Origin of the sequence: Clostridium magnum DSM 2767, from assembly GCF_001623875.1 — a bacterium.
GTDB classification, from domain to species: Bacteria; Bacillota; Clostridia; order Clostridiales; family Clostridiaceae; genus Clostridium_AM; species Clostridium_AM magnum.
In genome coordinates this window covers 117,957-140,294 of the sequence record NZ_LWAE01000002.1, presented here as the reverse complement: position 1 = coordinate 140,294, position 22,338 = coordinate 117,957, and the positions used below count along the sequence as shown (strand labels likewise).

General features: G+C 32.0%; 28 protein-coding genes and 2 pseudogenes. 6 read left to right on the top strand and 24 right to left on the bottom strand.

The genetic code is table 11. The features are described from left to right. Positions 1 to 179: 179 nt before the first annotated feature. The 11 genes from CLMAG_RS30665 to CLMAG_RS08240 form a co-directional block, all read right to left on the bottom strand. Positions 180 to 524 carry a helix-turn-helix domain-containing protein gene (locus tag CLMAG_RS30665; RefSeq protein WP_153040985.1) on the bottom strand — a complete coding sequence of 115 codons (345 nt, stop codon included), beginning with the start codon at positions 522 to 524 and terminating at the stop codon, positions 180 to 182. Beyond that, entirely contained in the window at positions 500 to 1,774 is a 1,275-nt protein-coding gene (locus CLMAG_RS08285; RefSeq protein WP_082831851.1) for a hypothetical protein, read from the bottom strand. Before CLMAG_RS08285 ends, CLMAG_RS30665 begins: the two co-directional genes overlap by 25 nt. A gap of 15 nt (positions 1,775 to 1,789) precedes the next feature. After that, on the bottom strand, positions 1,790 to 3,355 hold the full coding sequence (locus tag CLMAG_RS08280) for a PucR family transcriptional regulator (RefSeq protein ID WP_066620877.1): 1,566 nt from the start codon (positions 3,353 to 3,355) through the stop codon (positions 1,790 to 1,792). 241 nt (positions 3,356 to 3,596) lie between these two features. Then, positions 3,597 to 3,992 (bottom strand): hypothetical protein, encoded by a 396-nt coding sequence (locus CLMAG_RS08275; protein WP_066620875.1) that lies wholly within the window; start codon positions 3,990 to 3,992, stop codon positions 3,597 to 3,599. 286 nt (positions 3,993 to 4,278) lie between these two features. Further along, positions 4,279 to 5,085, bottom strand: coding sequence for an RnfABCDGE type electron transport complex subunit B (rnfB, locus tag CLMAG_RS08270; RefSeq protein ID WP_066620872.1), 807 nt, complete (start codon positions 5,083 to 5,085; stop codon positions 4,279 to 4,281). 10 nt (positions 5,086 to 5,095) lie between these two features. Next, a complete protein-coding gene (locus tag CLMAG_RS08265; protein ID WP_066620870.1) occupies positions 5,096 to 5,677 on the bottom strand; it encodes an electron transport complex protein RnfA in 582 nt (193 codons plus the stop codon). Next, complete coding sequence (gene rsxE, locus CLMAG_RS08260; protein WP_066620868.1) at positions 5,677 to 6,297, bottom strand: electron transport complex subunit RsxE; 621 nt, start codon at positions 6,295 to 6,297, stop codon at positions 5,677 to 5,679. Before rsxE ends, CLMAG_RS08265 begins: the two co-directional genes overlap by 1 nt. Position 6,298: 1 nt before the next feature. Further along, positions 6,299 to 6,862 (bottom strand): RnfABCDGE type electron transport complex subunit G, encoded by a 564-nt coding sequence (locus CLMAG_RS08255; RefSeq protein ID WP_139264103.1) that lies wholly within the window; start codon positions 6,860 to 6,862, stop codon positions 6,299 to 6,301. 52 nt (positions 6,863 to 6,914) lie between these two features. After that, positions 6,915 to 7,907, bottom strand: a complete 993-nt coding sequence (locus tag CLMAG_RS08250; protein WP_066620866.1) for an RnfABCDGE type electron transport complex subunit D — start codon at positions 7,905 to 7,907, stop codon at positions 6,915 to 6,917. 21 nt (positions 7,908 to 7,928) lie between these two features. Beyond that, positions 7,929 to 9,245 carry an electron transport complex subunit RsxC gene (rsxC, locus tag CLMAG_RS08245; RefSeq protein WP_066620864.1) on the bottom strand — a complete coding sequence of 439 codons (1,317 nt, stop codon included), beginning with the start codon at positions 9,243 to 9,245 and terminating at the stop codon, positions 7,929 to 7,931. Between the two features lie 39 nt (positions 9,246 to 9,284). Then, entirely contained in the window at positions 9,285 to 9,698 is a 414-nt protein-coding gene (locus CLMAG_RS08240; RefSeq protein ID WP_066620862.1) for a SoxR reducing system RseC family protein, read from the bottom strand. A 274-nt stretch (positions 9,699 to 9,972) separates the two neighbouring features. Here CLMAG_RS08240 and CLMAG_RS08235 point away from each other — a divergent pair, with 274 nt between their 5' ends. Then, positions 9,973 to 10,452, top strand: a complete 480-nt coding sequence (locus CLMAG_RS08235) for a hypothetical protein (protein ID WP_066620851.1) — start codon at positions 9,973 to 9,975, stop codon at positions 10,450 to 10,452. A 308-nt stretch (positions 10,453 to 10,760) separates the two neighbouring features. On the opposite strand, the gene CLMAG_RS08230 is transcribed toward CLMAG_RS08235, so the two are convergent. From CLMAG_RS08230 to CLMAG_RS08220, 3 genes are all read right to left on the bottom strand, one after another. Next, the gene (locus tag CLMAG_RS08230; protein ID WP_066620848.1) at positions 10,761 to 11,318 is read right to left on the bottom strand and encodes a prolyl-tRNA synthetase associated domain-containing protein; all 558 of its coding nucleotides are present in this window, start codon (positions 11,316 to 11,318) and stop codon (positions 10,761 to 10,763) included. Positions 11,319 to 11,412: 94 nt separating this feature from the next. Then, on the bottom strand, positions 11,413 to 11,712 hold the full coding sequence (locus tag CLMAG_RS08225) for a hypothetical protein (protein ID WP_139264091.1): 300 nt from the start codon (positions 11,710 to 11,712) through the stop codon (positions 11,413 to 11,415). Positions 11,713 to 11,924: 212 nt separating this feature from the next. Next, positions 11,925 to 12,182 carry a hypothetical protein gene (locus CLMAG_RS08220; protein ID WP_066620842.1) on the bottom strand — a complete coding sequence of 86 codons (258 nt, stop codon included), beginning with the start codon at positions 12,180 to 12,182 and terminating at the stop codon, positions 11,925 to 11,927. Between the two features lie 255 nt (positions 12,183 to 12,437). On the opposite strand from CLMAG_RS08220, the gene CLMAG_RS08215 reads away from it, so the two are divergent. Continuing rightward, a complete protein-coding gene (locus CLMAG_RS08215) occupies positions 12,438 to 13,604 on the top strand; it encodes a MerR family transcriptional regulator (protein ID WP_066620839.1) in 1,167 nt (388 codons plus the stop codon). Positions 13,605 to 13,806: 202 nt separating this feature from the next. Here CLMAG_RS08215 and CLMAG_RS08210 read toward each other — a convergent pair whose 3' ends face one another. Then, on the bottom strand, positions 13,807 to 14,193 hold the full coding sequence (locus CLMAG_RS08210; RefSeq protein ID WP_066620837.1) for a MerR family transcriptional regulator: 387 nt from the start codon (positions 14,191 to 14,193) through the stop codon (positions 13,807 to 13,809). 98 nt (positions 14,194 to 14,291) lie between these two features. On the opposite strand from CLMAG_RS08210, the gene CLMAG_RS08205 reads away from it, so the two are divergent. Then, positions 14,292 to 15,086, top strand: a complete 795-nt coding sequence (locus tag CLMAG_RS08205) for an SDR family NAD(P)-dependent oxidoreductase (RefSeq protein WP_066620833.1) — start codon at positions 14,292 to 14,294, stop codon at positions 15,084 to 15,086. A gap of 44 nt (positions 15,087 to 15,130) precedes the next feature. Here CLMAG_RS08205 and CLMAG_RS34220 read toward each other — a convergent pair whose 3' ends face one another. Genes CLMAG_RS34220 through CLMAG_RS08195 form a run of 3 tightly spaced genes read right to left on the bottom strand, consistent with a single transcriptional unit; the run spans position 15,131 to position 16,058 of the window. Continuing rightward, the gene (locus tag CLMAG_RS34220) at positions 15,131 to 15,253 is read right to left on the bottom strand and encodes a hypothetical protein (RefSeq protein WP_278330022.1); all 123 of its coding nucleotides are present in this window, start codon (positions 15,251 to 15,253) and stop codon (positions 15,131 to 15,133) included. A gap of 20 nt (positions 15,254 to 15,273) precedes the next feature. Then, positions 15,274 to 15,594 carry a carboxymuconolactone decarboxylase family protein gene (locus CLMAG_RS08200; RefSeq protein WP_066620831.1) on the bottom strand — a complete coding sequence of 107 codons (321 nt, stop codon included), beginning with the start codon at positions 15,592 to 15,594 and terminating at the stop codon, positions 15,274 to 15,276. 53 nt (positions 15,595 to 15,647) lie between these two features. Then, a complete protein-coding gene (locus CLMAG_RS08195) occupies positions 15,648 to 16,058 on the bottom strand; it encodes a cupin domain-containing protein (RefSeq protein ID WP_066620828.1) in 411 nt (136 codons plus the stop codon). 30 nt (positions 16,059 to 16,088) lie between these two features. On the opposite strand from CLMAG_RS08195, the pseudogene CLMAG_RS30660 reads away from it, so the two are divergent. Continuing rightward, a pseudogene (locus CLMAG_RS30660) lies at positions 16,089 to 16,202 on the top strand (MerR family transcriptional regulator); the annotation flags it as partial. Here CLMAG_RS30660 and CLMAG_RS08190 read toward each other — a convergent pair. From CLMAG_RS08190 to CLMAG_RS08180, 3 genes are all read right to left on the bottom strand, one after another. After that, positions 16,198 to 16,539, bottom strand: coding sequence for a MerR family transcriptional regulator (locus CLMAG_RS08190; RefSeq protein ID WP_066620825.1), 342 nt, complete (start codon positions 16,537 to 16,539; stop codon positions 16,198 to 16,200). The pseudogene CLMAG_RS30660 and the gene CLMAG_RS08190 sit on opposite strands and share 5 nt — an antisense overlap. A gap of 526 nt (positions 16,540 to 17,065) precedes the next feature. Further along, entirely contained in the window at positions 17,066 to 18,394 is a 1,329-nt protein-coding gene (locus tag CLMAG_RS08185) for an IS701 family transposase (RefSeq protein WP_082831782.1), read from the bottom strand. 166 nt (positions 18,395 to 18,560) lie between these two features. Further along, positions 18,561 to 19,247, bottom strand: a complete 687-nt coding sequence (locus CLMAG_RS08180; RefSeq protein ID WP_082831850.1) for a Crp/Fnr family transcriptional regulator — start codon at positions 19,245 to 19,247, stop codon at positions 18,561 to 18,563. A 248-nt stretch (positions 19,248 to 19,495) separates the two neighbouring features. Between CLMAG_RS08180 and CLMAG_RS08175 the strand changes: the two genes are divergently transcribed. Then, positions 19,496 to 20,116, top strand: a complete 621-nt coding sequence (locus CLMAG_RS08175; protein ID WP_066620822.1) for a flavodoxin family protein — start codon at positions 19,496 to 19,498, stop codon at positions 20,114 to 20,116. A gap of 491 nt (positions 20,117 to 20,607) precedes the next feature. Continuing rightward, on the top strand, positions 20,608 to 20,961 hold the full coding sequence (locus CLMAG_RS32335) for a DUF5050 domain-containing protein (protein ID WP_082831849.1): 354 nt from the start codon (positions 20,608 to 20,610) through the stop codon (positions 20,959 to 20,961). Between the two features lie 51 nt (positions 20,962 to 21,012). Here the strand turns inward: CLMAG_RS32335 and CLMAG_RS32330 are convergent, their stop codons facing one another. From CLMAG_RS32330 to CLMAG_RS08160, 3 genes and pseudogenes are all read right to left on the bottom strand, one after another. Further along, the gene (locus CLMAG_RS32330) at positions 21,013 to 21,162 is read right to left on the bottom strand and encodes a hypothetical protein (RefSeq protein WP_161486944.1); all 150 of its coding nucleotides are present in this window, start codon (positions 21,160 to 21,162) and stop codon (positions 21,013 to 21,015) included. 58 nt (positions 21,163 to 21,220) lie between these two features. Continuing rightward, positions 21,221 to 21,367 (bottom strand): annotated as a pseudogene (locus CLMAG_RS08165) (cell wall-binding repeat-containing protein); the annotation flags it as partial. Between the two features lie 297 nt (positions 21,368 to 21,664). Beyond that, the gene (locus CLMAG_RS08160; RefSeq protein ID WP_066620815.1) at positions 21,665 to 22,246 is read right to left on the bottom strand and encodes a methyl-accepting chemotaxis protein; all 582 of its coding nucleotides are present in this window, start codon (positions 22,244 to 22,246) and stop codon (positions 21,665 to 21,667) included. Between the last annotated feature and the right edge of the window lie 92 nt (positions 22,247 to 22,338).

The window sequence follows — 22,338 nt, the reverse complement described above, 5'->3', positions numbered from 1 at the left end:
CCACCAAAGAAGTTCTTATTATAATCTATAATGTCCTCCTAATAGATAGAGTTCATGTATTCCAAGGATTTTTTAGCAGCAGTGAAACTATCAGGCAGTTGAGAAATTTCCATTGAGATATATCCTTTATAGTTCAATATTTTTAAAGTCACCATATTATTACTAAATTTATTGATAACTTATCCCCTAGTTTCATGAACCATAGGTGTGTTTTTTCTCCCAAACACGTTATCTTCTTCCCCTGCAAACTCTAATACTTTATAAGAAAATAAAAGCTTAAAAGCAAAATTTTCATCACTTAGATCTTTTTTTATTATCTTATTAATTTGATTTATTCGGTAAATTAATGTATTGCGGGATATATTTAACGCTAATGCAGTTTTTGCTTTACTTTTATTATTCATTAAATATGAATAAAGAGTATGTGCATGCAGCGTATTATTTTTTTTATCATAATCTATAAGTTGCAAAAGCGATGGATGGCAAAAATCAACAACATCTATATTTTCCGAACATTCTTCCATAATATGAAAAGGCAAATAATCATCATAAATAAAAATTTGCTCTTTTTCATCAATTTAAGCCCTAACTCAATGGATTTTACAGATTGAATATAATACTGCTTTAAATCTTTAACATTGTGAAAACATAAACTTAATCCACAATACATTTTATTGTTTTTTAAAAACTTCTCCAATTCTTTAAAAAAATCATCTGTAAAAGGATTATCCTTTTCATAAGTAATTAATTTTACTATTTTATCTCTATAAATAAAAGATTTACCTTCATATTTTTTATCAAACTGATCTCTGACATATGGAAATACAGTATTTGCACTATGTTTTTCAACCGGTGATAACGTAAGTACCTTTATATTGCCCTTTGATTCTAGATTAAGATTTTCAATTCTAGAATCAAGTACTAAAGAGTCTTCAATACTTTCTTCAAGTAAATCAAAAAAAAGCTTTTCAAAGGCAAATCCTCGTGAATACTGGTAAAAACTATCCTTTCCCATTTCTAAAGATATTATATTGGATAAAAGAGAAATTAACTCTACATCGTACTCATCTAAAACCCTCTTAGCTTCAATTACTACCAAATACCCAACCAGTTTATGATCAATTTCAATATTGGATACCATATTAGCATGCTTATTTTTCCTGTTATTTATATGAAAATATGCTTCTCGGCTAATCATTTTATGAGAATCGTATTCTGGAAAACCAATACTATTGGCTTGCATGTTTTCTAATTTTAATGCAAATGCCTCATCGATATAATTAATATTCTTTATATAAGCTATTAACTTTTTACTGCAATCATATAAAATAATTGGGTTATTAATCATTTCATAAGCATATTCAATTATTTGTTGTAATGTACTTCCTTCCAAAACTGCTTCATATAATTTTTCAGTATTTTTTATATATCTGCGATGTATTGATAGCATATTCTTAATGTCGTTAAAAATCAAATCAATATCAATAGTTCTGTCTAATAATATAACATTTGCATTTAATAATTCAACTTGTTCCAAAGTAATATTATACCCCTTAAAGCTGAGAATGTTTATCCTCTCTATAACAGGTTCAATATTAAGCAAACTCCTAATAGACATAATATAAAGTGTATTTGATTTAAGTATTGTTTGATTCTCAATATAATACTCGACTCTGTCAATATTCACTAACTTGTCACTGTTAATAAGTGCTACTGGATTATAGTGTATCAGCTTATTATAAATTTTAAGTATATTCATTTTCATAAGAATCATTCTTAAAATACTCTCCTATACTAATTTTTTATATGTCTGCTTTTTACAAAGTTCTAACATTTTAAAAGAAATCAGAATACTAAAAACTTGATTTTGATCACCCAGATTAATTCCTGTTACCTGTTTTATTTTATTTATTCTTTCAGCTATTGTTCGGCGGGATATATGAAGACTTTGTGCACTTTCGACTAAGGTTTGTCCAGATTTTAGATAGACATAGAGGTCGTTGGTCAAAGAAGTTTTGTTTTTTCTATCATGTTCCAGTAAACATAAAAGTGCTGGATGACATAGCTTCATAAGAGATTCCTTTTTTGAACATAAATCAAACATATGAAAAACAGCATAATCTTCATAGAAAAAAATTCTTTCTTCCTTTTTTAGCTGAAGACCTAATTCTATTGCCTCCAGTGATTGGTCGTAATACTTTCTTATATTCTTTATATTGTGAAAACAATAACTTACTCCAGCATACATTTTATTAGAGCTTAAGAAGTTTTGCAATTTTCTTATGTTATTCTCTACATAACCATCATCCTTATCATGATTTATTATTATAACGATATTACCATCATACATAATTGGCTGACCAATATTAAAAAATTTTTCTATGCATTTCTTTATGTACTCAATTATCGTGTTTTCAAAATCAGTTTGTCTAATAGTCATGATATACATATTAGAATATTCCTTTATAACTCCAGTAATTATTTCGATTTTTTCCCTAATAACTTTTGGATTTTGTATATTTTTTCCCAAAATATCTTCTATTAATGACTCGTACGGCAGTTTACATTTACTTAGAACTAATTCATTCCTTTTTATTCCTAAAGAAATGATATTACTTATAACTTGAATAAATGCGTAATCGAATTCACTGAAAGTTTTTTCATATTCTACAACTGTTATATACGCTACAATTTTTTTGTCTACAATTACATTAGCAATAATAAATGAATAATCTTTTTCCGAGCAGACATAAACAGGCGTAGCGCTTAGATAAACCTTTTCAAACTGTCTTTTATCTCTAAATTCTACATAAGCAGTATCATAATACTCTACAAAATCGCTTGTAAGAAATGCTCTCACTTGATCGTTTAGTTTAGGACTTTCAGAGTAGGCTATAACATTTAAAGCTAGATCCTTAATAACAAGAGGGTTATCTAGAATTTGATAGCTCTTATCTATTATTTCCTGCAAACTTTTACATCGAAAAAGTAGTTTGAAAAGCCTTGCAGTATAAAACATCAGCTTTTTATTTTCCTCCAACAATGAGGTAATTTCTTTGTAGATAACTTTGAAATCCACGCTACCCTTAAATATAATCAAATTTTTATTTGAAAGCATAGAATCTTCTACATCAACAGCATTATTTGAGATATAAATGATATTTATAAGTTTATTAAAGGATATTAACTTGTTAAATTCTGAATTCCGTACAATGTATAACACATCATCCTCAAAAATATATTGATTCTTGCTGCAAATCACAACATCGTTAATATCCATATGAGTTCGGACTTTTATATAAGATTCTATATCATAGTATTTCTTTAACTTTTCAGCAATCTCATGCATCAACATTTGGACCAAGTCACACCCCTTCTTTACATTCTATATCAAATCTACCATTTTCACGCAATTATATTTATAGTATAATTCCTAATTATTAAAAAGTATATGGTATACAAAAAATAATTAGCTCTCATAACTATACAAAAATTGTAGCATTGTGTATTGATAATGGTGGAGTGCCTAAGACAAATGAGGACCCAATTAGAATTGCTGATTCAATAATTACTAAATTAACTTCAGAAGGATTTAATTAAAACAGTATTTTACTATTTTCTTTTTCTAGCTTGCACATAACCTTTAAAGCTTTATTAAAGTTATCTATATCTTTGTTAAATTCCTTTGTAATACCCATATCTGTTATTTCTGTAAGAAGTTTTGTCCAAAACACATAATTCTCATAATCAGAAATCTTTTTCCTCATATACCCATCAAATTGTGGAGTAGGAAAATGTTCCTTAAATTCATTATCATATTCTATAAAAGTCTCACAATTAAACTGTTTTGCAAAGGAATATACATAATATTCAAGTTCCTCGTATTCTTTATTTATTTCTTCTTTTTCCCTAAAACTATTCATTAGAATATTACCAGCGTAAATTAACTTTATTAGTGCCCTATATTGTTCTCTACTAAAATCTATTTTCATAACACACATCCCCTTTATATTATAATATACTAATCCATGTTATTCAGATAAAATTACCACTGTAGATAAACCTATGATATAAGTATATTTTTATTTAGTTCATATGACAACGTTCACACTATATGAAAATCTCTATAAATTTTTGTGCATTATGAGAATTGATTAGCTAAAATATTTTTTACGTTTACTTATTAAAAAGCAGGAGATGAAATTGACTCTCACTGACAAATAAGCCATGGATTCGCAGTTCTAAAATTCATATGGGGTAAAAGAATCCCCATATGAATTAGGATCTTGCTTCAATGGCTCCTGTTGGGCATTTTGCTAAACAGGTTGACTCAGAACACTTTTCCTCACATATTTTATTATCTACAATAGCTAAATTTCCTTCTATAGTTATGGCTCCATAACTACAATTTTTAGCGCAAAGTCCACAGCCTATACAAGCAGTAGTACATAGCTTACGCACAACTGCCCCCTTATCCTTAGAATTGCAATTAACTTTGATATGGGCATCTAAAGGCAGCATTTGGATTACATGTTTTGGGCATGCTGTTTCACACGCACCGCAACCTGTACAAATTTTTGAATTTACAACTGGCAGACCATTCTCACCTATTGACAAAGCACCAAACGGACAAGCTTTTACACAGGTACCAAAGCCCATACATCCATATTTACACCCCTTTGGCCCTCCTTTAACTAAATTTGCAGCTGTACATTCCTGCATACCAGTATATATGAAACTTAAAGTCGCTTTACCTTTTTCACCAGCACATCTTACATGAGCTATCCTTGGTTCAATTTTAGCCGGTTCTTTTCCAGTAAGCTCCGCTACAGATTTTGCAACGGGCTCTTTTCCCGGAACGCATAAACTTGGTGAAACCTCTGGATTTAATACAACTGCTTCTGCATATGCCGCACATCCCGCATAACCGCAGGCACCGCACTGGCCCTTTGGAAGTATTTCTTCTACTATATGAATAAGAGGATTTGTTTTTACTGCCAACTTTTTACTAGCAACGGCAAGTATAAAACCGAATCCCAATCCCACTAATGCTAGTATAACTAAAATCATTATTGAACTTTCCATATTGCACCCCCTACATACTAATCATTCCGGAGAAGCCCAAGAATGCTAAAGCCAACATACCACCCAGTATAAATGCTATCCCCAATCCTTGGAGAGGTGCTGGTACATTTGCACATTCCAGCTTCTCACGAATACTTGCCATTAATATGATTGCAAGAGCAAAGCCAGCACCTGAACCTAGAGCATTTACTATACTTTGTCCAAATGTAAACCCAGATTCAGCATTGATGAGAGGAACACCAAGAACTACACAATTTGTTGCGATTAAAAGAAGATAAATACCCCACATTCCATATAATACTGGAGCAAATTTTTTAATTATCATCTCTAAAAGCTGAACAAAGCTTGCCACAAGTAGAACAAAGACAATTGTTTTTAGGAATACCAAATTTAATGGAACTAAAACAAAATTATAAACAACCCACGCAAGCATTGAACTTAGTGTAATGACTGATGTAACAGCCATTCCCATGCCTATCGAAGCATCAAGCTTTTTTGAAACCCCGAAGAATATACACAAGCCTAAAAATCTGGATAAAACAAAGTTGTTAACAACAGCAGCACTTAGAAACAAAGTCACATATTCTGCCATTATACTTCACCCCCCTGGAGTCTTTTCGCTTTTCTCTGAGCGAATAACTTAGTTATGCCAATCATGTAACCAATTAAAATAAAAGCACCAGCAGGTAAAATCATGATTAGCGGAGCATTGTACCATGAGCCAAAGACTTGAAAACCTAAGAGCTTGCCACTGCCAAGCAGCTCCCTGATGGCACCGATTGAAACCATTGAAACTGTAAAACCACATCCCATCCCCAGTCCGTCTAAAAATGAAGGAATGACTTTATTCTTTGATGCAAAGACCTCAGCTCTTGCCAATATAATGGCGAATACAACAATTAGGGCTAAATAAATTCCAAGTGATTGATACAAAATCGGAAAATATGCCTCTAAAATCAGCTGCACAAAGGTCACTATGGTAGCGATAAAAGTGATGTACACTGGAACACGAACTTTCGGGTTAACAATTTTCCTTGTTATAGAAACTACTATATTGTTAGTTGAAATTACAAACAAAACTGATAAACCCATTGTAAGCGCATTAGCTACTGAAGATGTAACTGCTAGTGCTGGGCAAAGACTCAGTGCCAGCACAAATATGGGATTTTCTTTGAATACGCCTTTACTAAAAATACTCCACAATTCCTTCATACTATTTACCTCCCGTAAAGCTTACAACTTCATCTACAGCTTCTTTAACGCCTTTGGTAACTGCTTTAGAAGTTATCGTAGCTCCTGTCATTGCCTGAACGTTTTTAGTATTTGTAGGGTCCTTCACCACAGTTAACGCATCCGAAGTTTTATCTTGTAAGCCACTTCTAAATTTAATGTCTTTGGCTTTGTCACCAAGGCCAGGAGTTTCATTATGTGAGGTTATTCTAAAGTCAATGACTTGTCCTTTTGAAGTTACAGCTACAAGCATTTTTATAGGCCCTCCATATCCTTTTGATTCAGACGGCACCACATAGGCAATAGTCTGACCATTCTTTTCAGCAGCATACCATTCTGTTTTTCCCTCAATAGGTTTAAAGGTATCTGCAGTACTGACAAGTTCCTTCATTGCCATTACTTTAAGCTTTTCAGATTGCTTCAATGCGATTGGGTGGGTAATAAAATAGGTAACAGACAAGATGAGTCCAGAAACCAAACATGTTGCCGCTAAATTCAAAGCAATCTGTAAAATAGAGTATTCTTTTTCAGCATGAACTTCTAGTATTTTATCCGTATTAATTTCTTGCATCTTTTCAATATTAATCTCAGCCATTTCGCTATTCCCCCATTCCATATATTTTTGGTTTCGTGATTCTGTCTATTAAAGGTGTTACTGTGTTCATAAGCAAAATAGAATAGCATACACCTTCAGGGTACCCTCCAACTAGCCTTATTAAAGTAGTTAAAATACCGGCTCCAATAGCAAAAATTATCTTACCCTTAGCCGTGATTGGGATAGTTACCATGTCTGTCGCCATAAAAAATGCACCAATTACAAGTCCCCCTGCCATCATGTGAAAAACTGGATCTCCTGTAAATAAACCATTCTTGCCAAAAATCCAAGTCAATAATCCTACTGTAGCAATCATAATAACCGGAATCTCCCAACTGATGATCTTTTTATATAAAAGATAAATTCCGCCAAGAACCAAGAGAATTGTACAAGTTTCACCTATGCTTCCATTTCGTGTTCCCAGTAACATAGCTTTATATAATTCGGTTTTGCTTCCAAAAGTCTCAATCAACTTAGAGTAACCCTGCAGTTTCAAAATACCCAATGGAGTGGCACTAGTTACAACATCTACACTGGTAGTAAGTTTTGACCAGGTTGTCATTGCAAGTGGCCATGAAACCATTAAAGCTGCTCTTCCAATGTGCGCAGGGTTAAAAATATTATATCCCAGACCACCCATGGAGTGCTTGGCTACCACTATTGCAATAATAGAACCAATTGCCGTCATATAATAAGGCAGACCTGGTGGAATGCACATTGCCAGTAAGAGCCCAGTCAGAAATGCACTTCCATCAAAAGCGGTTATTTTAACTTTTTGTATTTTTTGTACTATATACTCTGAACCAACAGCAGCTATAATGGATACCACTATGTTCATAAATGCAGTCATTCCAAAATACAAGCTTCCAAAAATTGCTGCCGGTGCTAAAGCTAAATTCACATTCCACATAATTTTAGATATGGAATCCTCGCTTTTAATGTGTGGCGATACTGACACAGAGTAGATGTTATCTAAAACATTAGTTTGTGTATTCATTTTTCCCTCTCCCTTCTTCCCTTATTTATGTGCATGAGCTGCATTTTTTGATTTCGAATATCGAATATTCTGAACAATATTCCGTTTTGAAGGACAGACATAAGCACAACTGCCGCATTCAATACAATTCATTAATCCGTAACTTTCTCTTGCTTCTTCATGTCTATCACGTTCTGACAATATACTCAGCATGCTAGGCACAAGACCTATTGGGCAAGCTTTTACACATCTTCCACAGCGAATACACGCTGATTTTTCATCATGGCTCACTGCATCTTTGCTAAGTACTAAAATTCCTGCAACACCTTTAACCACTGGTATCTCCAGGCTATCCTGTGCATACCCCATCATTGGACCACCATTTATAATCTTTTTAGGTGTTTTACTATATCCCCCGCAATAATCAATAACATCTTTAAAGCTTGTGCCGATTTTAACTAATAAATTCTTTGGTTCTTTAATTGCGTCACCGGTTACTGTAGTAACTCTTTCAATAGCCGGAATGCCATTTACAACAGCATTTGCAACAGCAACTATTGTACTAACATTCAACCCAACCACACCAATGTCAGAATGTCTCTTTCCTGCAGGGATTTCTCTTCCTGTCAGTACTTTAATCAGCATTCTTTCTGCTCCCTGTGGATATTTGGTAGGTAATGCTACAACCTCCACTCCAGTTCCTTTAAAAGCCTCCGTAAGCACCTTTATAGCCTCTGGCTTATTGTCTTCTACTCCCACAATTCCCCTTTTAACATTCAGACACTTTAATGCTATTCTAAAACCTGTTACAACCTTTTCAGTTTCTTCAATCATTAGTCTGTAATCTGAAGTTAAGTAAGGTTCACATTCAGAACCATTTAAAATTACGGTATCAATTTTTTTCTCTGGGCCGTAAGACAGTTTAAAATGAGTAGGGAAATTGGCTCCACCCATTCCAACAATTCCAGCTTCCTTGATGATGCCCTGAATTTCTTCTACTTTCATCTTTTCCCAATCACGATTTAGAGGAAGTCCCGGCATCCACTGGTCAAGTCCATCGCTTTCGATAACGATCGCAAGACTCTTATCACGATATGAACTGGAATATACAGCAATATCAGTTACCTTGCCTGAAGTAGATGCATGAACATAGCTGGTAATTGGAGCCTCTGCTTTAGCAATCAGCTGACCTTTCTTAACCCTGTCACCTATGTTAACAATTGGAACACCAGGTGCTCCAATATGCTGGCTAACAGGAATAATGACTTTCTTGGACACAGGAACTTTCTCAATGTGGACGTTTGCCGTATAACTTTTATAGTCATTTGGATGAACGCCACCTCTAAAACTTTTAAACATCCGTTAACACCCCCATAATCATTATTTAAAATATTTCAATTACTTTGCTATTTTTAGGATAACTGGTATATCCTTATCTTTTTTTGCAACAAATTGATCAAAGAGCTTTATCACAACAATGACTGCTATAGAAAATGCAGCTCCTCCAATAAATTCACTGATTAATTCATTTACTCCTAGCATTTCACCTAGCTCTTTACCTGTAATTGCGCCAATAAAGACAAAAATCAAAGGAAGTATAAAAACCACAAATGCACCTATTAGTACATTGGACTCCTGGAGCTCAACTGACACTCGCTGTCCCAGTTTTGCACCTATTTGATTATCAGCTGTAATTATTGCAGCATCACTTCCCGGACATGCACCGCAATCTTTGCAATTACTGTGCTTCCCCATTCTGACCTTGGAGATATTTCCATCAGTTTCAATTACAATCCCCTCTTCAGTTTTCATATATAAGACCTCCCCCTCATATAATATTTGTTCGTAACATTTGATAGAAAACATATCTATCAAAAGACCTGTTCTACAACACATTTTATAATTCGTTTTTGTTATAGTTCAGTTTATAAATTATGTTAATAATATCACAATCATATTTATTTTCCAATGTTCACACTATACGAAAATTCGTGGTCATTATTGGATATTATGGTTAATTTCTTAACAAGACTAGGAGGAAAAATAGGTGTACTTGTAGAATAAGTAGACAAGGGGTGATGTATTAATGAATAATATAATAGTTTCTTTAGGCTTTGAAAAATCAAGAGATTTATACTTTAAACTAAAGCATGACTATAAAGCATTGAAAAGTAAAGAAAGTGGTAATAATTATATGAATTTCATATTATGTGCTTTTCATCTAAGTGAATGGTTAGATGGGGATTCGTCATTGTCAGGTGAAACAAAAGACATGGCTAAAGCGCTTTTGGAAGAAAATAATATTGAGTTATTTAAGGATATTGCAAATGGACGTAAGCACTATATTTTAACAATAAACGGTAAGGTTATTACTAAGGATGAATTCATTTCAGAGTTTAACTACAATATGTTTGATTACAGCAAAATAAATTTTGGTAAGCCTCTATTTAAAGTTGTCCAGGATGACAAGGAAATAGGCTTATTTGAAGAATGCGAGAAAATATACAATGTTTATAAAGATATATTTGAAAAAGATGACAATTTTAAGAAGCTTAAAGCAAGATAAGTAAGCTTGTTGGATTTTGTGTGAATCGCTTTCACAGAGTGCGTTTGGGAGTATTAGAGCGTATAGTCATGGGATAAAAAATAAGCTTTAGATACTTGAAACGAGTATTTAAAGCTTATTTTAGCTAGCAATTTTAAAATATACTTTCTACAGCTCATCAAAAACAATGTGTGGTGTATTACCTGATAAAGCTACAAAATCGGCACCGCTGGCTCTCAAATTATTGATTGCCACCATTAGAAAATATAGATTGATCTAGCCTTTTTAAGCTACAAAAAACATCGTCAAAAATAATTATGTAAGTCTCCCTATTCTCCTATTAATTGCACATATCTTGGGACATGTCCTGTATGTTTAAGGAACTTCTCTATGATGTCTTTCGTTTTAACCTTAAGACTGGACGTATTAATACAAGGATGGCATCCCAAGTAATCTTCCTTTATAACATCCTCATCAATTAAAAGCTTCACCTTTCGATCTGTATCGTTCATTAGTCCTATAATGCTTACAGAACCTGGTGTGATATCAAGGTATTTTTCCATATACTCTGCTGGTGCAAAAGATAGACGAGAAGATTGAATCTGCGCAGATAACTCTTTTGTCTTGAACTTTTTATCCCCAGGCATCATAAGCAAGTAAAAGTCAGTTTTCTGACTGTTACACAAAAATAGATTTTTGCAAATGGTAATGCCCAAAAGCTTATCTACATCGTGACAGTCCTCAATGGTTGCTGTTACACCATGATCTACACGATTGTAAGGTATATCGAGTTTCTCAAGCAAATCATAAACTGCCATCTCTTTCGATAAGCGAGAATCTACTGGTTTTGTAGTATAAATAGTTGGATCAATATATATTTGTTCCATTAGTTAAACCTCTCCTTTTCCAATACTGTATCATGAATACCTAACTTTGTTTTAATACTTTAAGTATAGAATATTTTTCTATTTTCAGCAAATTTTATCCAAAGATCCACTCCAATAGCACTCTAAACAAATATTTATTTGCGTTCAATCCATATCCTTTGGACACCTTTTCTGCTAAATAACTATCTTTACCCAGAAGCTCACACTCCGGCAGCAGGTATTCGCCTGCTTCTTCTATAATCCTGCATGCAGGATCTCCAGCCAGCCAGGAAATTTCTATATCAGGGTTTCGTTTTTTAATTTCTCTTGTAATTGCCAAATCTCTCGCTGCATGACCAAGACCTATTGAGCTGCTGATAAATAGAACATTCTTTTTCATGGTTCTTTTCCTCATTCTCTAAGCATTAAAGCTTCTATTTTTATATGCATGAATTATAGCACAAATGTATCTTTCTTTTCTACCGCTAATCAGCTCCCCAAATAGCTACATTGTACCAAGTAGTTTTGCTTTCTTCGAGCAAGTAAAAGAGCTGCTACAAAATTTCATTTTGCAACAGCCCCAGGTTTAATGGACACGCTAATCTAGTATTTATTTATACTCTATTATTACTTTGGATTAAAAATATGCACAACCAATTTATCATCACTGACAAATGTACGAACATATTCAGTTGTATGAACAGAATCAGGCATATCTAGTGCATAATCAATATATATTAAACTGCTCCAAGCTGCATCTTGTCCTAGAATTATGCTCATTCCTCTGTAAAATAAACTCTCTTCCTCTTCTCCCCAAGTCTTTACAGCAAGCTGCCAATACTCACCTTGATTTACTAACCTAATTATACCTGCTAGCCCCTCCAAGTCTTGTATTACTTTTTAGCTGTGATGCTATTTTATCGCTTACAACTCCACTTCCACCAACTATATAACTTTTGCTATAAGAACTATTAGCTAAAAACTCTTTAACTGATTAGAATTAAATTTTTTTAAAAGTGTTGACTCTAACATTATGTCATAGTGTAATATAAAATCAGAGATTGACAATGCTAACAAAACTCATGCCGGCAGAGTATTAGGTGGTATTAAAGCTCTAAAATCAAAGTTTGAGGTGAAGTTATGAGAACAGTAAAACAAGTTTCGGATTTAACAGGAATAAGTGTCCGTATGCTGCATCATTACGATAAGATTGGATTATTAAAACCAACTGAGTTAACGGAAGCAGGTTATAGGCTTTATGATGAGGAAGCTCTTGAAACCTTACAGCAGATTTTATTTTTTAAAGAACTTGATTTACCACTAAAGGAAATTAAAGAAATCATAACCAGTCCTCACTTCGATAGGATGCAAGCACTAGAAAACCATAAGAAACTAATGATTTTAAAAAGAGATAGATTAAATGGTTTGATAGAGCTTATAAATAAAACCTTAAGAGGAGCGAATGGGATGAGTTTTAAAGAATTTGATATGAGTGAATATTATAATGTACTACAGGAGTTCAAGAAAGAAAATAAGGATAGAATAATTAAAAATTGGGGAAGCATGGATAAATTTGATGAAATGATTGAAAAAGGGAAATCTAATGAATCTAAGCTTGCTAAAATGGCTATAGAAGAATATGGAAGCATAAAAAAGTATGCTGAAGCTGTAAAGAAAAATTTGAATAATTCTCTGGCAATAACTAAAGCAGAACAAGTTGATGAGTTTAAAAAAGATTTTCTTTACGATAATCATCCTAAATTAAAAGAGCTATATAAAAAGCTTGTAGGTGACTTAAGTAAAGATCCTTCTTCAAAGGAAATTCAACAAATTGCTGGTGAAATAACTAATATAGCTAAAAAAGATTACGAAGTTTTTAAAACTGATATGGGAGACGATTATTGGTACTATATGATACGAATTTACTTAATATTTCCTGATTGGATAGAGGAAGTTGATAAGAAATATGGAAGTGGTGCGTCTAAATTTATTGGAAAATCTTTAGAAACTCATTTACAGGATTATGAGCCTAAATTAGAAACACTATATAAAAAGCTTACAGCTGATTTAAGTAAAGATCCCTTATCAAAGGAAATTCAAGAAATTGTTTCTGAAATAGTAGATGAGACACAAAAACAGCATGAAGCTTTAAAAGTAGAGGTGGGAGAAAAATATTGGAGCTATCAAGCAGAGCAGTATTTGTCAGAGTCTATTTTAAAAAAAGCAATGGATAAGAAATATGGAGATGGTACAGCTAAATTTATCGGAGAAGCCCTAAAGGTTTATGCTAAAAATAATAAATTATGATAACACCGTAGATAATCAGAAAGCATTCTTCCTTATACCAATAGGCCGTGGAAGAATGCTTTTATTAACTGGGCTATTATGCTCTGAATGTTAATAGAAAATAACTAATTTTCCTATGTTTAGTAAAAAAGTAAGCCTTTAATAAAAAATCAAGACTTATCCTTTTGCTAAACATATTAAATTACTACTGAAATACTTCCTACTATATACAAGCAAATTTAAATTCATTTGTTTTATCTATTTCTGATTTATAAAAATCAATTTTATCATTTAGTTTCTGAAGATTTTCATTTGCTTTGATAATTTCTTTTTGTAAATCAGTTCTATGTTTTATAAGCATCTCCATTCTTTCAGTCATAGTAGAGTCACCAATAGCCCGTAGTTTTGCATATTTTTGAATTTCCTTAATAGGCATTTTAGTTTCTTTTAATCTTTTTATAAATGCTATCCATGTTACATCTTTTTCACAATAAAAGCGTCTGCCATTTTCTTTACGCTCTGGAGCAATTAGTCCCTCTTTTTCATAATAACGTAGTGTATCTATGCTTAGGTTAGTAAGCCTTGCAAATTCTCCTATTGAATAATTCATTTTTAAATTCTCCCTTTAAATATTAAAACTAGTACTTGACCTGGAGTTAACTCCACATTATATAATTCCAATATATCATAAAAATAGGAGTGATTCAAATGAATGGAAAAGAAAAATATACAGTTATTACAGGAGCAAGTTCTGGAATAGGATATGAAACTGCAAAGGCATTTGCAAGACGCGGCAAGAATTTAGTTATCGTTGCACGTAGTAAAAAAAATTTAGAAAAATTAAAGGAAGAAATTTTACAAGAGAACCCACCATTAGATGTAATAGTTAAATCCGTTGATTTATCTGTAATATCAAATGTGTATCAACTTTATGAAGAATTAAAACCACATTGCATAGAAACATTAGTTAACAATGCAGGTTTTGGTAATTATTCTAGTGTAGCTAATCAAAATTTAGAAAAGATTGAAACTATGCTTCGATTAAATATAGAAGCTTTAGTAGTATTATCATCACTATTTGTACGTGATTATAAAGATGTTAATGGTGCACAGCTTATAAATATTTCATCTAGTGGCGGATACATTATTGTACCAAATGCTGTTACCTATTGCGCAAGTAAATTCTTCGTAAGTACATTTACTGAGGGATTGGCAAGAGAGCTAAAAGAATATAATGGAAAACTACAAGCAAAAGTACTGGCACCAGCAGCTACTAAAACAAACTTTGGAAACACAGCTAATAATGTAGAAAGGTATAATTATGACAAATCTTTTGCTACTTATCATACTAGTAAACAAATGGCTGATTTTCTACTTGAATTATATGATAGTAGTGAGGTAGTCGGGATAGTTAACAGAGAATCTTTTGAATTCGAATTAAGTTCTCCACTATTTAATTATTCAGGAAATCCTAAAAGTAATCAAAAGTGTTGCACATTATAGACTAATGAATAATTAAATAAGCATCTATAAATCAATATAGGTGCTTATTTCTTCACTATTTGAGAATACATATTATTAATTTTAATCTTGTCCCAATCAAAATTAGAAATAGGAATTATACCATCCGGATTACGGCCTTTAGCACCTGCAAAGAAATCCTTAAACATTGATATAGTATATGTGTAATCTATTGCTCCCAAACTTCCTTTGCCAGTGCAAATGCTGCCCATGCATTTGGCCAGCCCACATAAAAGGCTAGATGTGTGATGATTTCAGCGATTTCTTCTGCAGTCACCCCGTTATTCTTTGCATTTGCCATATGATATTTTAAAGAGTTGTCAAAAATTCCTTTTGTCATTAATGCCGTTACCGTAATTACACTGCGATCCCTAAGCGATAATTTATCCTCTCGCGACCACACCTCACCAAATAAAACATCATCATTTAATTCTGCAAATTTAGGCGCAAATGTTCCAAGAGCATCTCTTCCTGCTGTCTGCTTTTTCATAATTGTCTCCTTTCTTATCAGACAAAATTCCCATCCTGTCTAACCACACAATCTTATTTTAATTTTTCATATTCTTCATCTGTCACTGGCTCACACCATTCATTGGAAGCACCTTCTGCTGGAACAGATAAGGACAGATGTGCAAAAGCTTCATCTGCTACAGCACCGTGCCAATGTTTGATTTTTGGAGCAATATATACCACATCTCCACTCTTTAAAAGCTGTGGTTCTTTACCCATCTCCTGATACCATCCATGACCACCGACACAGATTAATATCTGTCCACCACCATGATGGATGTGCCAGTTATTACGACATCCTGGTTCAAATGTAACATTACAAATAATCACTTCCTTACTATTCAAAAGACTTAAATAGCTTTTTCCAATAAAATAAGGCGCATACGCGGTATTTTCGTCTCCAAGTAAAAAGTCAGATACCTTTTCTAGTTCTTTTCTATCCATATTTTTTTCTCCTTTTTTCTGATTTTATCCGATGATACCGATGTTGAATGCCTGAAAATGATAGAATGTTTAAAGAATACGGGAATGCCACTTAAGGATATCAAACAGTTTTTTGAATGGTGCGAAGAAGGGGATTCTACTATTCATAAGTATCCAGCTTATAATTGATAACATCCAAACTTTCCTGTATCTCTCTCATTTTTTCTTCCATGCTTTCTTTCGTCTCTAACAGAATTTCTCTCCTGGCCTCTTTTGTTGCTTCGCCCTTTAAAGCCAATTGAATATATTCACGAATTGAATCTAGCGGCATTCCTGCTCTTTTAAATCGCATGGCAAATTCTATCCATTGCAGTGACATTTCATCGTAATCTCTGATCCCCGATGCAGTTCTTGGAACTCCAGGAATTAGACCTATTCTTTCATAATAGCGAAGATTATCAATAGAAATACCAGTTACCTGTGCAGCTTCTTTTATATTCATATATGACCCCTCCTTTTTTGATGAATGTATTTTGACAGGTATTATCTTTAAGTATTTGTAATGTATAATTATAAACCCTGAAGTGAACTTCAGGGCAAGTAAATATTTCTTTAATTAGAATTCCATTAGAAAATCATAATAAGATTTTAACGTTTCTCTCACAAATTTTAAAGATATTCGCATTATAATCTAAGGCATGGTACACATTTGGGTTTATTAGTAAAATGATGACTTTAAATTCAAAATAAGTTGAATACTAAACAACTAAAAGCATATTTACTAGTTAATCTTTAGTAGTTGTATTAAAAACATTTCATTTGAAACTATAAGTCTAATCTCAATATAAATATGCATTTATATTGAGATTTACTAGCTATCGTTATATTTAAATATATTGATGGCTAGTACTTATTTTTGAAATGCGACGCAAAAACACCACAGAATTCAGATTTGAATAGTGCAGTGTTTTTATAAATCATTCGTTTTTTCATTTATCTATAAATAATAACACCACTTTACAAGAAAATTAACTAACCTCATCTAAATATATTAAGGAATTAATTGCCTCTAAAGCTTCTTGATTAATATTGCTCTTTTGTATCTTTTGCACGAAAGTGCTTAATATTAATTCTTTTGATATTTGGTAAGAGATAGCATTTTTAATTTCTTGAGGACTTTGAAATTTATATTTAGAAAAAGACTTATGAATAAAAGGCAATATTACTACAAAGCTATAGGCGATAGCCAGTAAATTAGTATAATTTTCTATTGCCTTTTTATTTCGTACCATGTAGTTACCAAAAGACCAAAAGAATTTATGTTGATAGAAAAACACTTCTATATTCCATCTGAATTTATATGCAAAAAATGGAATAAGAGTTGGTCTTTCTTTATCAGCTTTACATTCATCTACAGTATAGTTTTTAAAAATTTGTATATCTGATGGCTCTATGGAGCAAATATAAACTCTTACAGATGAGAATTTATCTACATCTGTAGTTGTTACTGTTACTATAACAGGTTCATTAAACAAATTTGTTAAAACCTTTTTAGTTGCAATATAGTAGTCATCCTCTTTAGTGTAGTCAAAATCTCTAATATTAAGTTTTAAACCTTTCTTTCTTGGGCGTCCTCTTTTTCCAGTAGGTTCTGGACATAAATCATATATGCTGGTATCAGAACGGACTGCCCCTATGATAGAAAGATTGGTATAATTTCTGAACATATTTAGAAAAGGTCTTTTAGTGTACCAACTATCGCATAACACTATAACTTGGTAATCTAATAGTAACAGCATAATGTTTTGTATCATCTTACCAGCTATTTCAAGTTTGGTTTCACTCTTATCATAGAGTTTATATCCAACTGGCAATGTAAGGTATTTGATTTTACCACAAAAGAGTATAGGGATGCTTATAACCAATGATACAAAGCAATGTCCATTTAAGAAAGAGGTGCCATCATGCTTTGTATGGTCAAAAAGCTTACCGTAACAATCAAACTTATCTCCAAATTTAGCTTGAAGTGTGTCATCTATAATTAAGAATATAGTTATAGTAGACTTAAGCTCTTCGGGAATAAGTGAGATTGCTATTTTTACTGTTGCAAACATTAAGCTCTCTATCGAGAAGTTTGTATAGGATAAAAAATAATAAAAGCTATTAAGAACTTTATTCCAATACTTTTTGATAAAATTGTCATATAAAAATTTTATAGAACGAACTTCTTGAGTTGAAAGCATAGCAGTAACAAGTAAAATAAATATATGAAAGCTCCGCTTATTGAAGATGGAGCGATATTTACTTAAATAATTTTCTATTGTTTTAATTGTTGATTTTTCGTCAATACTAATCATAGTACTAGATACCTCCTAATCAGTGCTGGTTTGCTCAATATTAGTATTGATAATTAAGAGGTATTTGGTACGTTGTATTTTTTGGTAACTTAAATTACTTGTAAAGTGGTGAATAATAACTGATTTAAAATATAATTTGTGAAAAAATATTGCAAGATTAACTATTTTAAAATTCTTTTATCTTTAAATTAATTTGATACTCTTCTCTTATAACATAATATCTATTTATAATAGTAATTTTCCCCTCATTTTTTAATTCTTTTATCATATTTGTCACCATTACTCTTGATGCATTAACAAGATGAGCTATATCCTCATGAGTTAATAATATCTTCAATTGTATTCCACTAGGAGTTTCAACTCCATATTTTTTACTTAGCCGAATAAGAGTATTCATAATTCTATTTTTTACATCACAAAGAGCTATATTAGCCATTGAATCAGTATAAGTATTTAATTTATCTGTTAATGATTTAATTATTTTAATAGAAATTTCAGGATTACTAAGAAGTTTGGGAAAATCAACTTTCTGGCAGCTACAAATAAAGGTTTCTTCTAATGCTCTAGCACTAAACGTATGATCTATATCATCAAAAATTGTATTTTCTCCTAATATGTCGCCTTCATTTAATATATCTAATGAAATCTCTTTTCCTTCTCTAGAAATCTTAAAAAGCAATATTTTGCCTGACCTAAGAAGGTATATTGCATCTGCAGGCTCTCCTTCATTAAAAATTATTTCTCCTTTTGAAAAATGCCTACTATGGGCAAGCTTAACAACTTTTTGTTTCTCGATATCATTTAGCGGCTTAAATAAATCTAAATCTTTCATACATTTAATTTTTTTTTTCACATTGGCACCACCTAGCTATTATTATTTCAGTTTACAGGAATTTATTTTCAATTAATATTATATTAAATACTTTCTGCTAATTCAAACAACTTGCGGTTTTTTGTAATATAAATAGTAACTTTCCAATCTCAGTATTTTTTCTTAATGAAATATTACTATATTGTAAAGTATTTTACATATCTTAATAAAAAAATAAATTATAATGTACATACTTGTTTGAAAAAAAATATTTATGGAGGTTGATTGAAATGAGAGTGTTAGGTATTAGTGGTGACCCCACAGGTAAAAGTAAAGTTGACACTTTAGTCAAAACTGTACTAGAAAACAGTAAATATACAGATACTGAATTTATTTCCTTAAGAGAATTGAATATTGGTCCATGTAAAGGATGCTTCAGTTGTATAAAAACCAATCATTGTACTGTTCAAGATGATTGGAACTCAGTTGAAAGCAAAGTAAAGGAAGCTGAAATATTAATTCTTGGAGTTCCTACGTATTATGGTGCTGCTTTTGGTATTAATGCTTTAACTCATAGCTTTTTAGAAAGATGGTTTTCTTTAAGACATAAAGGTATAAAACTAAATCTAAAAAAAGTAATATTAATAATTGTTTCAGGTGGAGAACATGAAAATACAGCTATTACAAATCTCAAAACCTTCTTTGAAATATATCATGGTGTTACAGATATAGAAGTTATAGTATCAAGAGGTTCAATTCCTTGCTTAGTCTGCGGCGAAGGTGAGTCATGTCCTATTAGTTTTGCCATTGAAATGTATGGCGAAGGATTAAAAATCACTCCAGATATAATGCCATCTTTGGAAAAGCAAAATGATGTAATAGAAAAATCAAAATTAATACTTAGTAAATAACTTTTAAGAATTTAGTAAATACAAAAAATTGTGTTCAATAGAATAAATTAAATGAAAACTCATTTAGAAATTACTATAGGAATTTTTTTACCTGTAGTAATTTTTTCTTTTTAGTGAATAACTGCTGAATACTTTTCCAAATCCCCCTTAGAAATAGCACTACAACATTTTAACTATATAAAATAGACTTTTTTAACACTGCATTATTGTATTTTCAAAGAACATTATTCGTACTTTCCACTTTCAATAGTTACGTTGTCATTTATTCAAACTGCGGCACAAAAGTTATTTGTTTAATACCTGATAAATAAATAACTATTTAGTTACTAGCAATAGACCAATAGTACATAAAGTCATTCCCAAAATCTGATGGAATGAATTACTCTCTTTATATATAAAGACACCAACAATCAACAAAACACAGGCTATACTGATATTAGCTACAAGTGAGCCTGTGCTAACATTCCAACCAACTCTGTAAATGTAAACATATCCTTTACAGTCTTGCTAAGTTAAATTCTTCAACAAAAAATATTGTTGTACTTGGAGGTGCTGGAGTAATTCCAGATGAAACTATAGAAAAGTTAACAACAAGAGAGGAAGATTACCTTGGTAATGTTGTAAACGGATTATCTGTGTCCTATAACAATGGATATATATATTATAGAAAACTAAGTGATAACTATGCCCTATATAGAGTAAAACCAGATGGCTCTGATAATACAAAACTTACCGATCATGTTGCTAGATATTTATGGACCGTACCTGGTTGGATATACTTTGATACTGGCGGCAATGAAATATTAAGAATTAAATTAGATGGAACTGGTCTTGAACAGGTTTAAATAAATGATATAAAACCCCTATGCTCAAATTAAAAACATAGGGGTAAATCATTATTGCATGCTATTTTTTATTTTTGTTAATCTGCTGGTTAATTTCATAATATTAGCTTCAGCATTTGGAAGCTGCTCAATATCATTCATATATTCAGCATTATAGCTTTCTAATTCACTCAATTTTTCCTCAAGTTTTCCTAAATCCATAGAGTCAAAAGCATCTTTTATAGAATCAGTGATACTGCATAATTATTTACATATCCTATATAACATATACTTGGCTAGGTTGCACAGTTGAAAGAATATTTTTGGTTTCATCCGGTAAAGTTGATGCACTTGTCATTAATATAGGATATCCTTTTAAAGCAGCAACACTTGAAACACTAAGGGCATCAGCGAATCCATATCCATTATAGTTACTTTCGGCATATGCCGTAGATGAAGTACCACCATAATACACACAGCAACAACCAAACTAAATATTTTTTTCAAAATTTCACGTCCCCTTTACGTAATCTTATTTTCGCTATAACATTACCATACAAAGGACGAGTCATATATAGTAGGAGTAAGGAAGTAGTGGTGTATACTGGAGTGTAAATAAAATGTGATGAGTTTCATCTATTTTTCTATGACTTAAATTTGCTTACTACCGATTTAAGTTCATTAGCAATACTATGAAGATTTTCTGCTGAATTTGCTATTTGCTCTATACTAGCGGCCTGTTCTTGTATCGAAGAGGATATATTTCTTCTGTAGTTGAAGCTGATTGTTCTGAAACCGCTGATATATCTTCAATTGCCCTAGTTGTTTCTTGTTTGTTTTTATTAATTCTATTTATACCATCAACTAGCATATCTATTTTTTTAATTATAGTTGATACAGCTGTATCTATACTTGAGAAAGCTATACCTGTTTCTTTGCTCATTCTGCTTGTAGCATTAATTACCTCTTTGGCTACTATCATTTCTTTATTAGTACCCAAAATAATTTCCTTAAACTCACAGACTATATTTTCAATCTCTACAGTGGATTTAGCTGTATCATCAGCTAGTTTTTTAATTTCAGCTGCTACTACTGCAAAACCTTTACCAGCTTCACCAGCTCTTGCAGCTTCAATTGAAGCATTTAAAGATAACAAGTTAACCTGAGATGTTATACCCCTTATAGTTTGAGTAATCATACTTATTTTTTCAGATTTTGCGCCAAGCTCAGATACTTTCATACCTACTTTCTCTGCCACTTTATTATTTTCTATAACTACACTTTGAAGATTGTTAACAACCTCCATTCCTTCATTCTTAGCTTTATTACTCTCATCATTTAACTTTTACCCTCATTTTTTGTTATCCCTTCCCTTTATTTCTTGTGTACATCTAATGT

Coding starts and splice junctions, on each gene's coding strand:
- CLMAG_RS30665 (WP_153040985.1), bottom strand. CDS start 524: ATGGAAGAATGTTCGGAAAATATAGATGTTGTTGATTTTTGCCATCCA.
- CLMAG_RS08285 (WP_082831851.1), bottom strand. CDS start 1,774: ATGATTCTTATGAAAATGAATATACTTAAAATTTATAATAAGCTGATA.
- CLMAG_RS08280 (WP_066620877.1), bottom strand. CDS start 3,355: ATGTTGATGCATGAGATTGCTGAAAAGTTAAAGAAATACTATGATATA.
- CLMAG_RS08275 (WP_066620875.1), bottom strand. CDS start 3,992: ATGAAAATAGATTTTAGTAGAGAACAATATAGGGCACTAATAAAGTTA.
- rnfB (WP_066620872.1), bottom strand. CDS start 5,085: ATGGAAAGTTCAATAATGATTTTAGTTATACTAGCATTAGTGGGATTG.
- CLMAG_RS08265 (WP_066620870.1), bottom strand. CDS start 5,677: ATGGCAGAATATGTGACTTTGTTTCTAAGTGCTGCTGTTGTTAACAAC.
- rsxE (WP_066620868.1), bottom strand. CDS start 6,297: ATGAAGGAATTGTGGAGTATTTTTAGTAAAGGCGTATTCAAAGAAAAT.
- CLMAG_RS08250 (WP_066620866.1), bottom strand. CDS start 7,907: ATGAATACACAAACTAATGTTTTAGATAACATCTACTCTGTGTCAGTA.
- rsxC (WP_066620864.1), bottom strand. CDS start 9,245: ATGTTTAAAAGTTTTAGAGGTGGCGTTCATCCAAATGACTATAAAAGT.
- CLMAG_RS08240 (WP_066620862.1), bottom strand. CDS start 9,698: ATGAAAACTGAAGAGGGGATTGTAATTGAAACTGATGGAAATATCTCC.
- CLMAG_RS08235 (WP_066620851.1), top strand. CDS start 9,973: ATGAATAATATAATAGTTTCTTTAGGCTTTGAAAAATCAAGAGATTTA.
- CLMAG_RS08230 (WP_066620848.1), bottom strand. CDS start 11,318: ATGGAACAAATATATATTGATCCAACTATTTATACTACAAAACCAGTA.
- CLMAG_RS08225 (WP_139264091.1), bottom strand. CDS start 11,712: ATGAGGAAAAGAACCATGAAAAAGAATGTTCTATTTATCAGCAGCTCA.
- CLMAG_RS08215 (WP_066620839.1), top strand. CDS start 12,438: ATGAGAACAGTAAAACAAGTTTCGGATTTAACAGGAATAAGTGTCCGT.
- CLMAG_RS08210 (WP_066620837.1), bottom strand. CDS start 14,193: ATGAATTATTCAATAGGAGAATTTGCAAGGCTTACTAACCTAAGCATA.
- CLMAG_RS08205 (WP_066620833.1), top strand. CDS start 14,292: ATGAATGGAAAAGAAAAATATACAGTTATTACAGGAGCAAGTTCTGGA.
- CLMAG_RS34220 (WP_278330022.1), bottom strand. CDS start 15,253: ATGTTTAAGGATTTCTTTGCAGGTGCTAAAGGCCGTAATCCGGATGGT.
- CLMAG_RS08200 (WP_066620831.1), bottom strand. CDS start 15,594: ATGAAAAAGCAGACAGCAGGAAGAGATGCTCTTGGAACATTTGCGCCT.
- CLMAG_RS08195 (WP_066620828.1), bottom strand. CDS start 16,058: ATGGATAGAAAAGAACTAGAAAAGGTATCTGACTTTTTACTTGGAGAC.
- CLMAG_RS08190 (WP_066620825.1), bottom strand. CDS start 16,539: ATGAATATAAAAGAAGCTGCACAGGTAACTGGTATTTCTATTGATAAT.
- CLMAG_RS08185 (WP_082831782.1), bottom strand. CDS start 18,394: ATGATTAGTATTGACGAAAAATCAACAATTAAAACAATAGAAAATTAT.
- CLMAG_RS08175 (WP_066620822.1), top strand. CDS start 19,496: ATGAGAGTGTTAGGTATTAGTGGTGACCCCACAGGTAAAAGTAAAGTT.
- CLMAG_RS32330 (WP_161486944.1), bottom strand. CDS start 21,162: ATGGATTTAGGAAAACTTGAGGAAAAATTGAGTGAATTAGAAAGCTAT.
- CLMAG_RS08160 (WP_066620815.1), bottom strand. CDS start 22,246: ATGGAGGTTGTTAACAATCTTCAAAGTGTAGTTATAGAAAATAATAAA.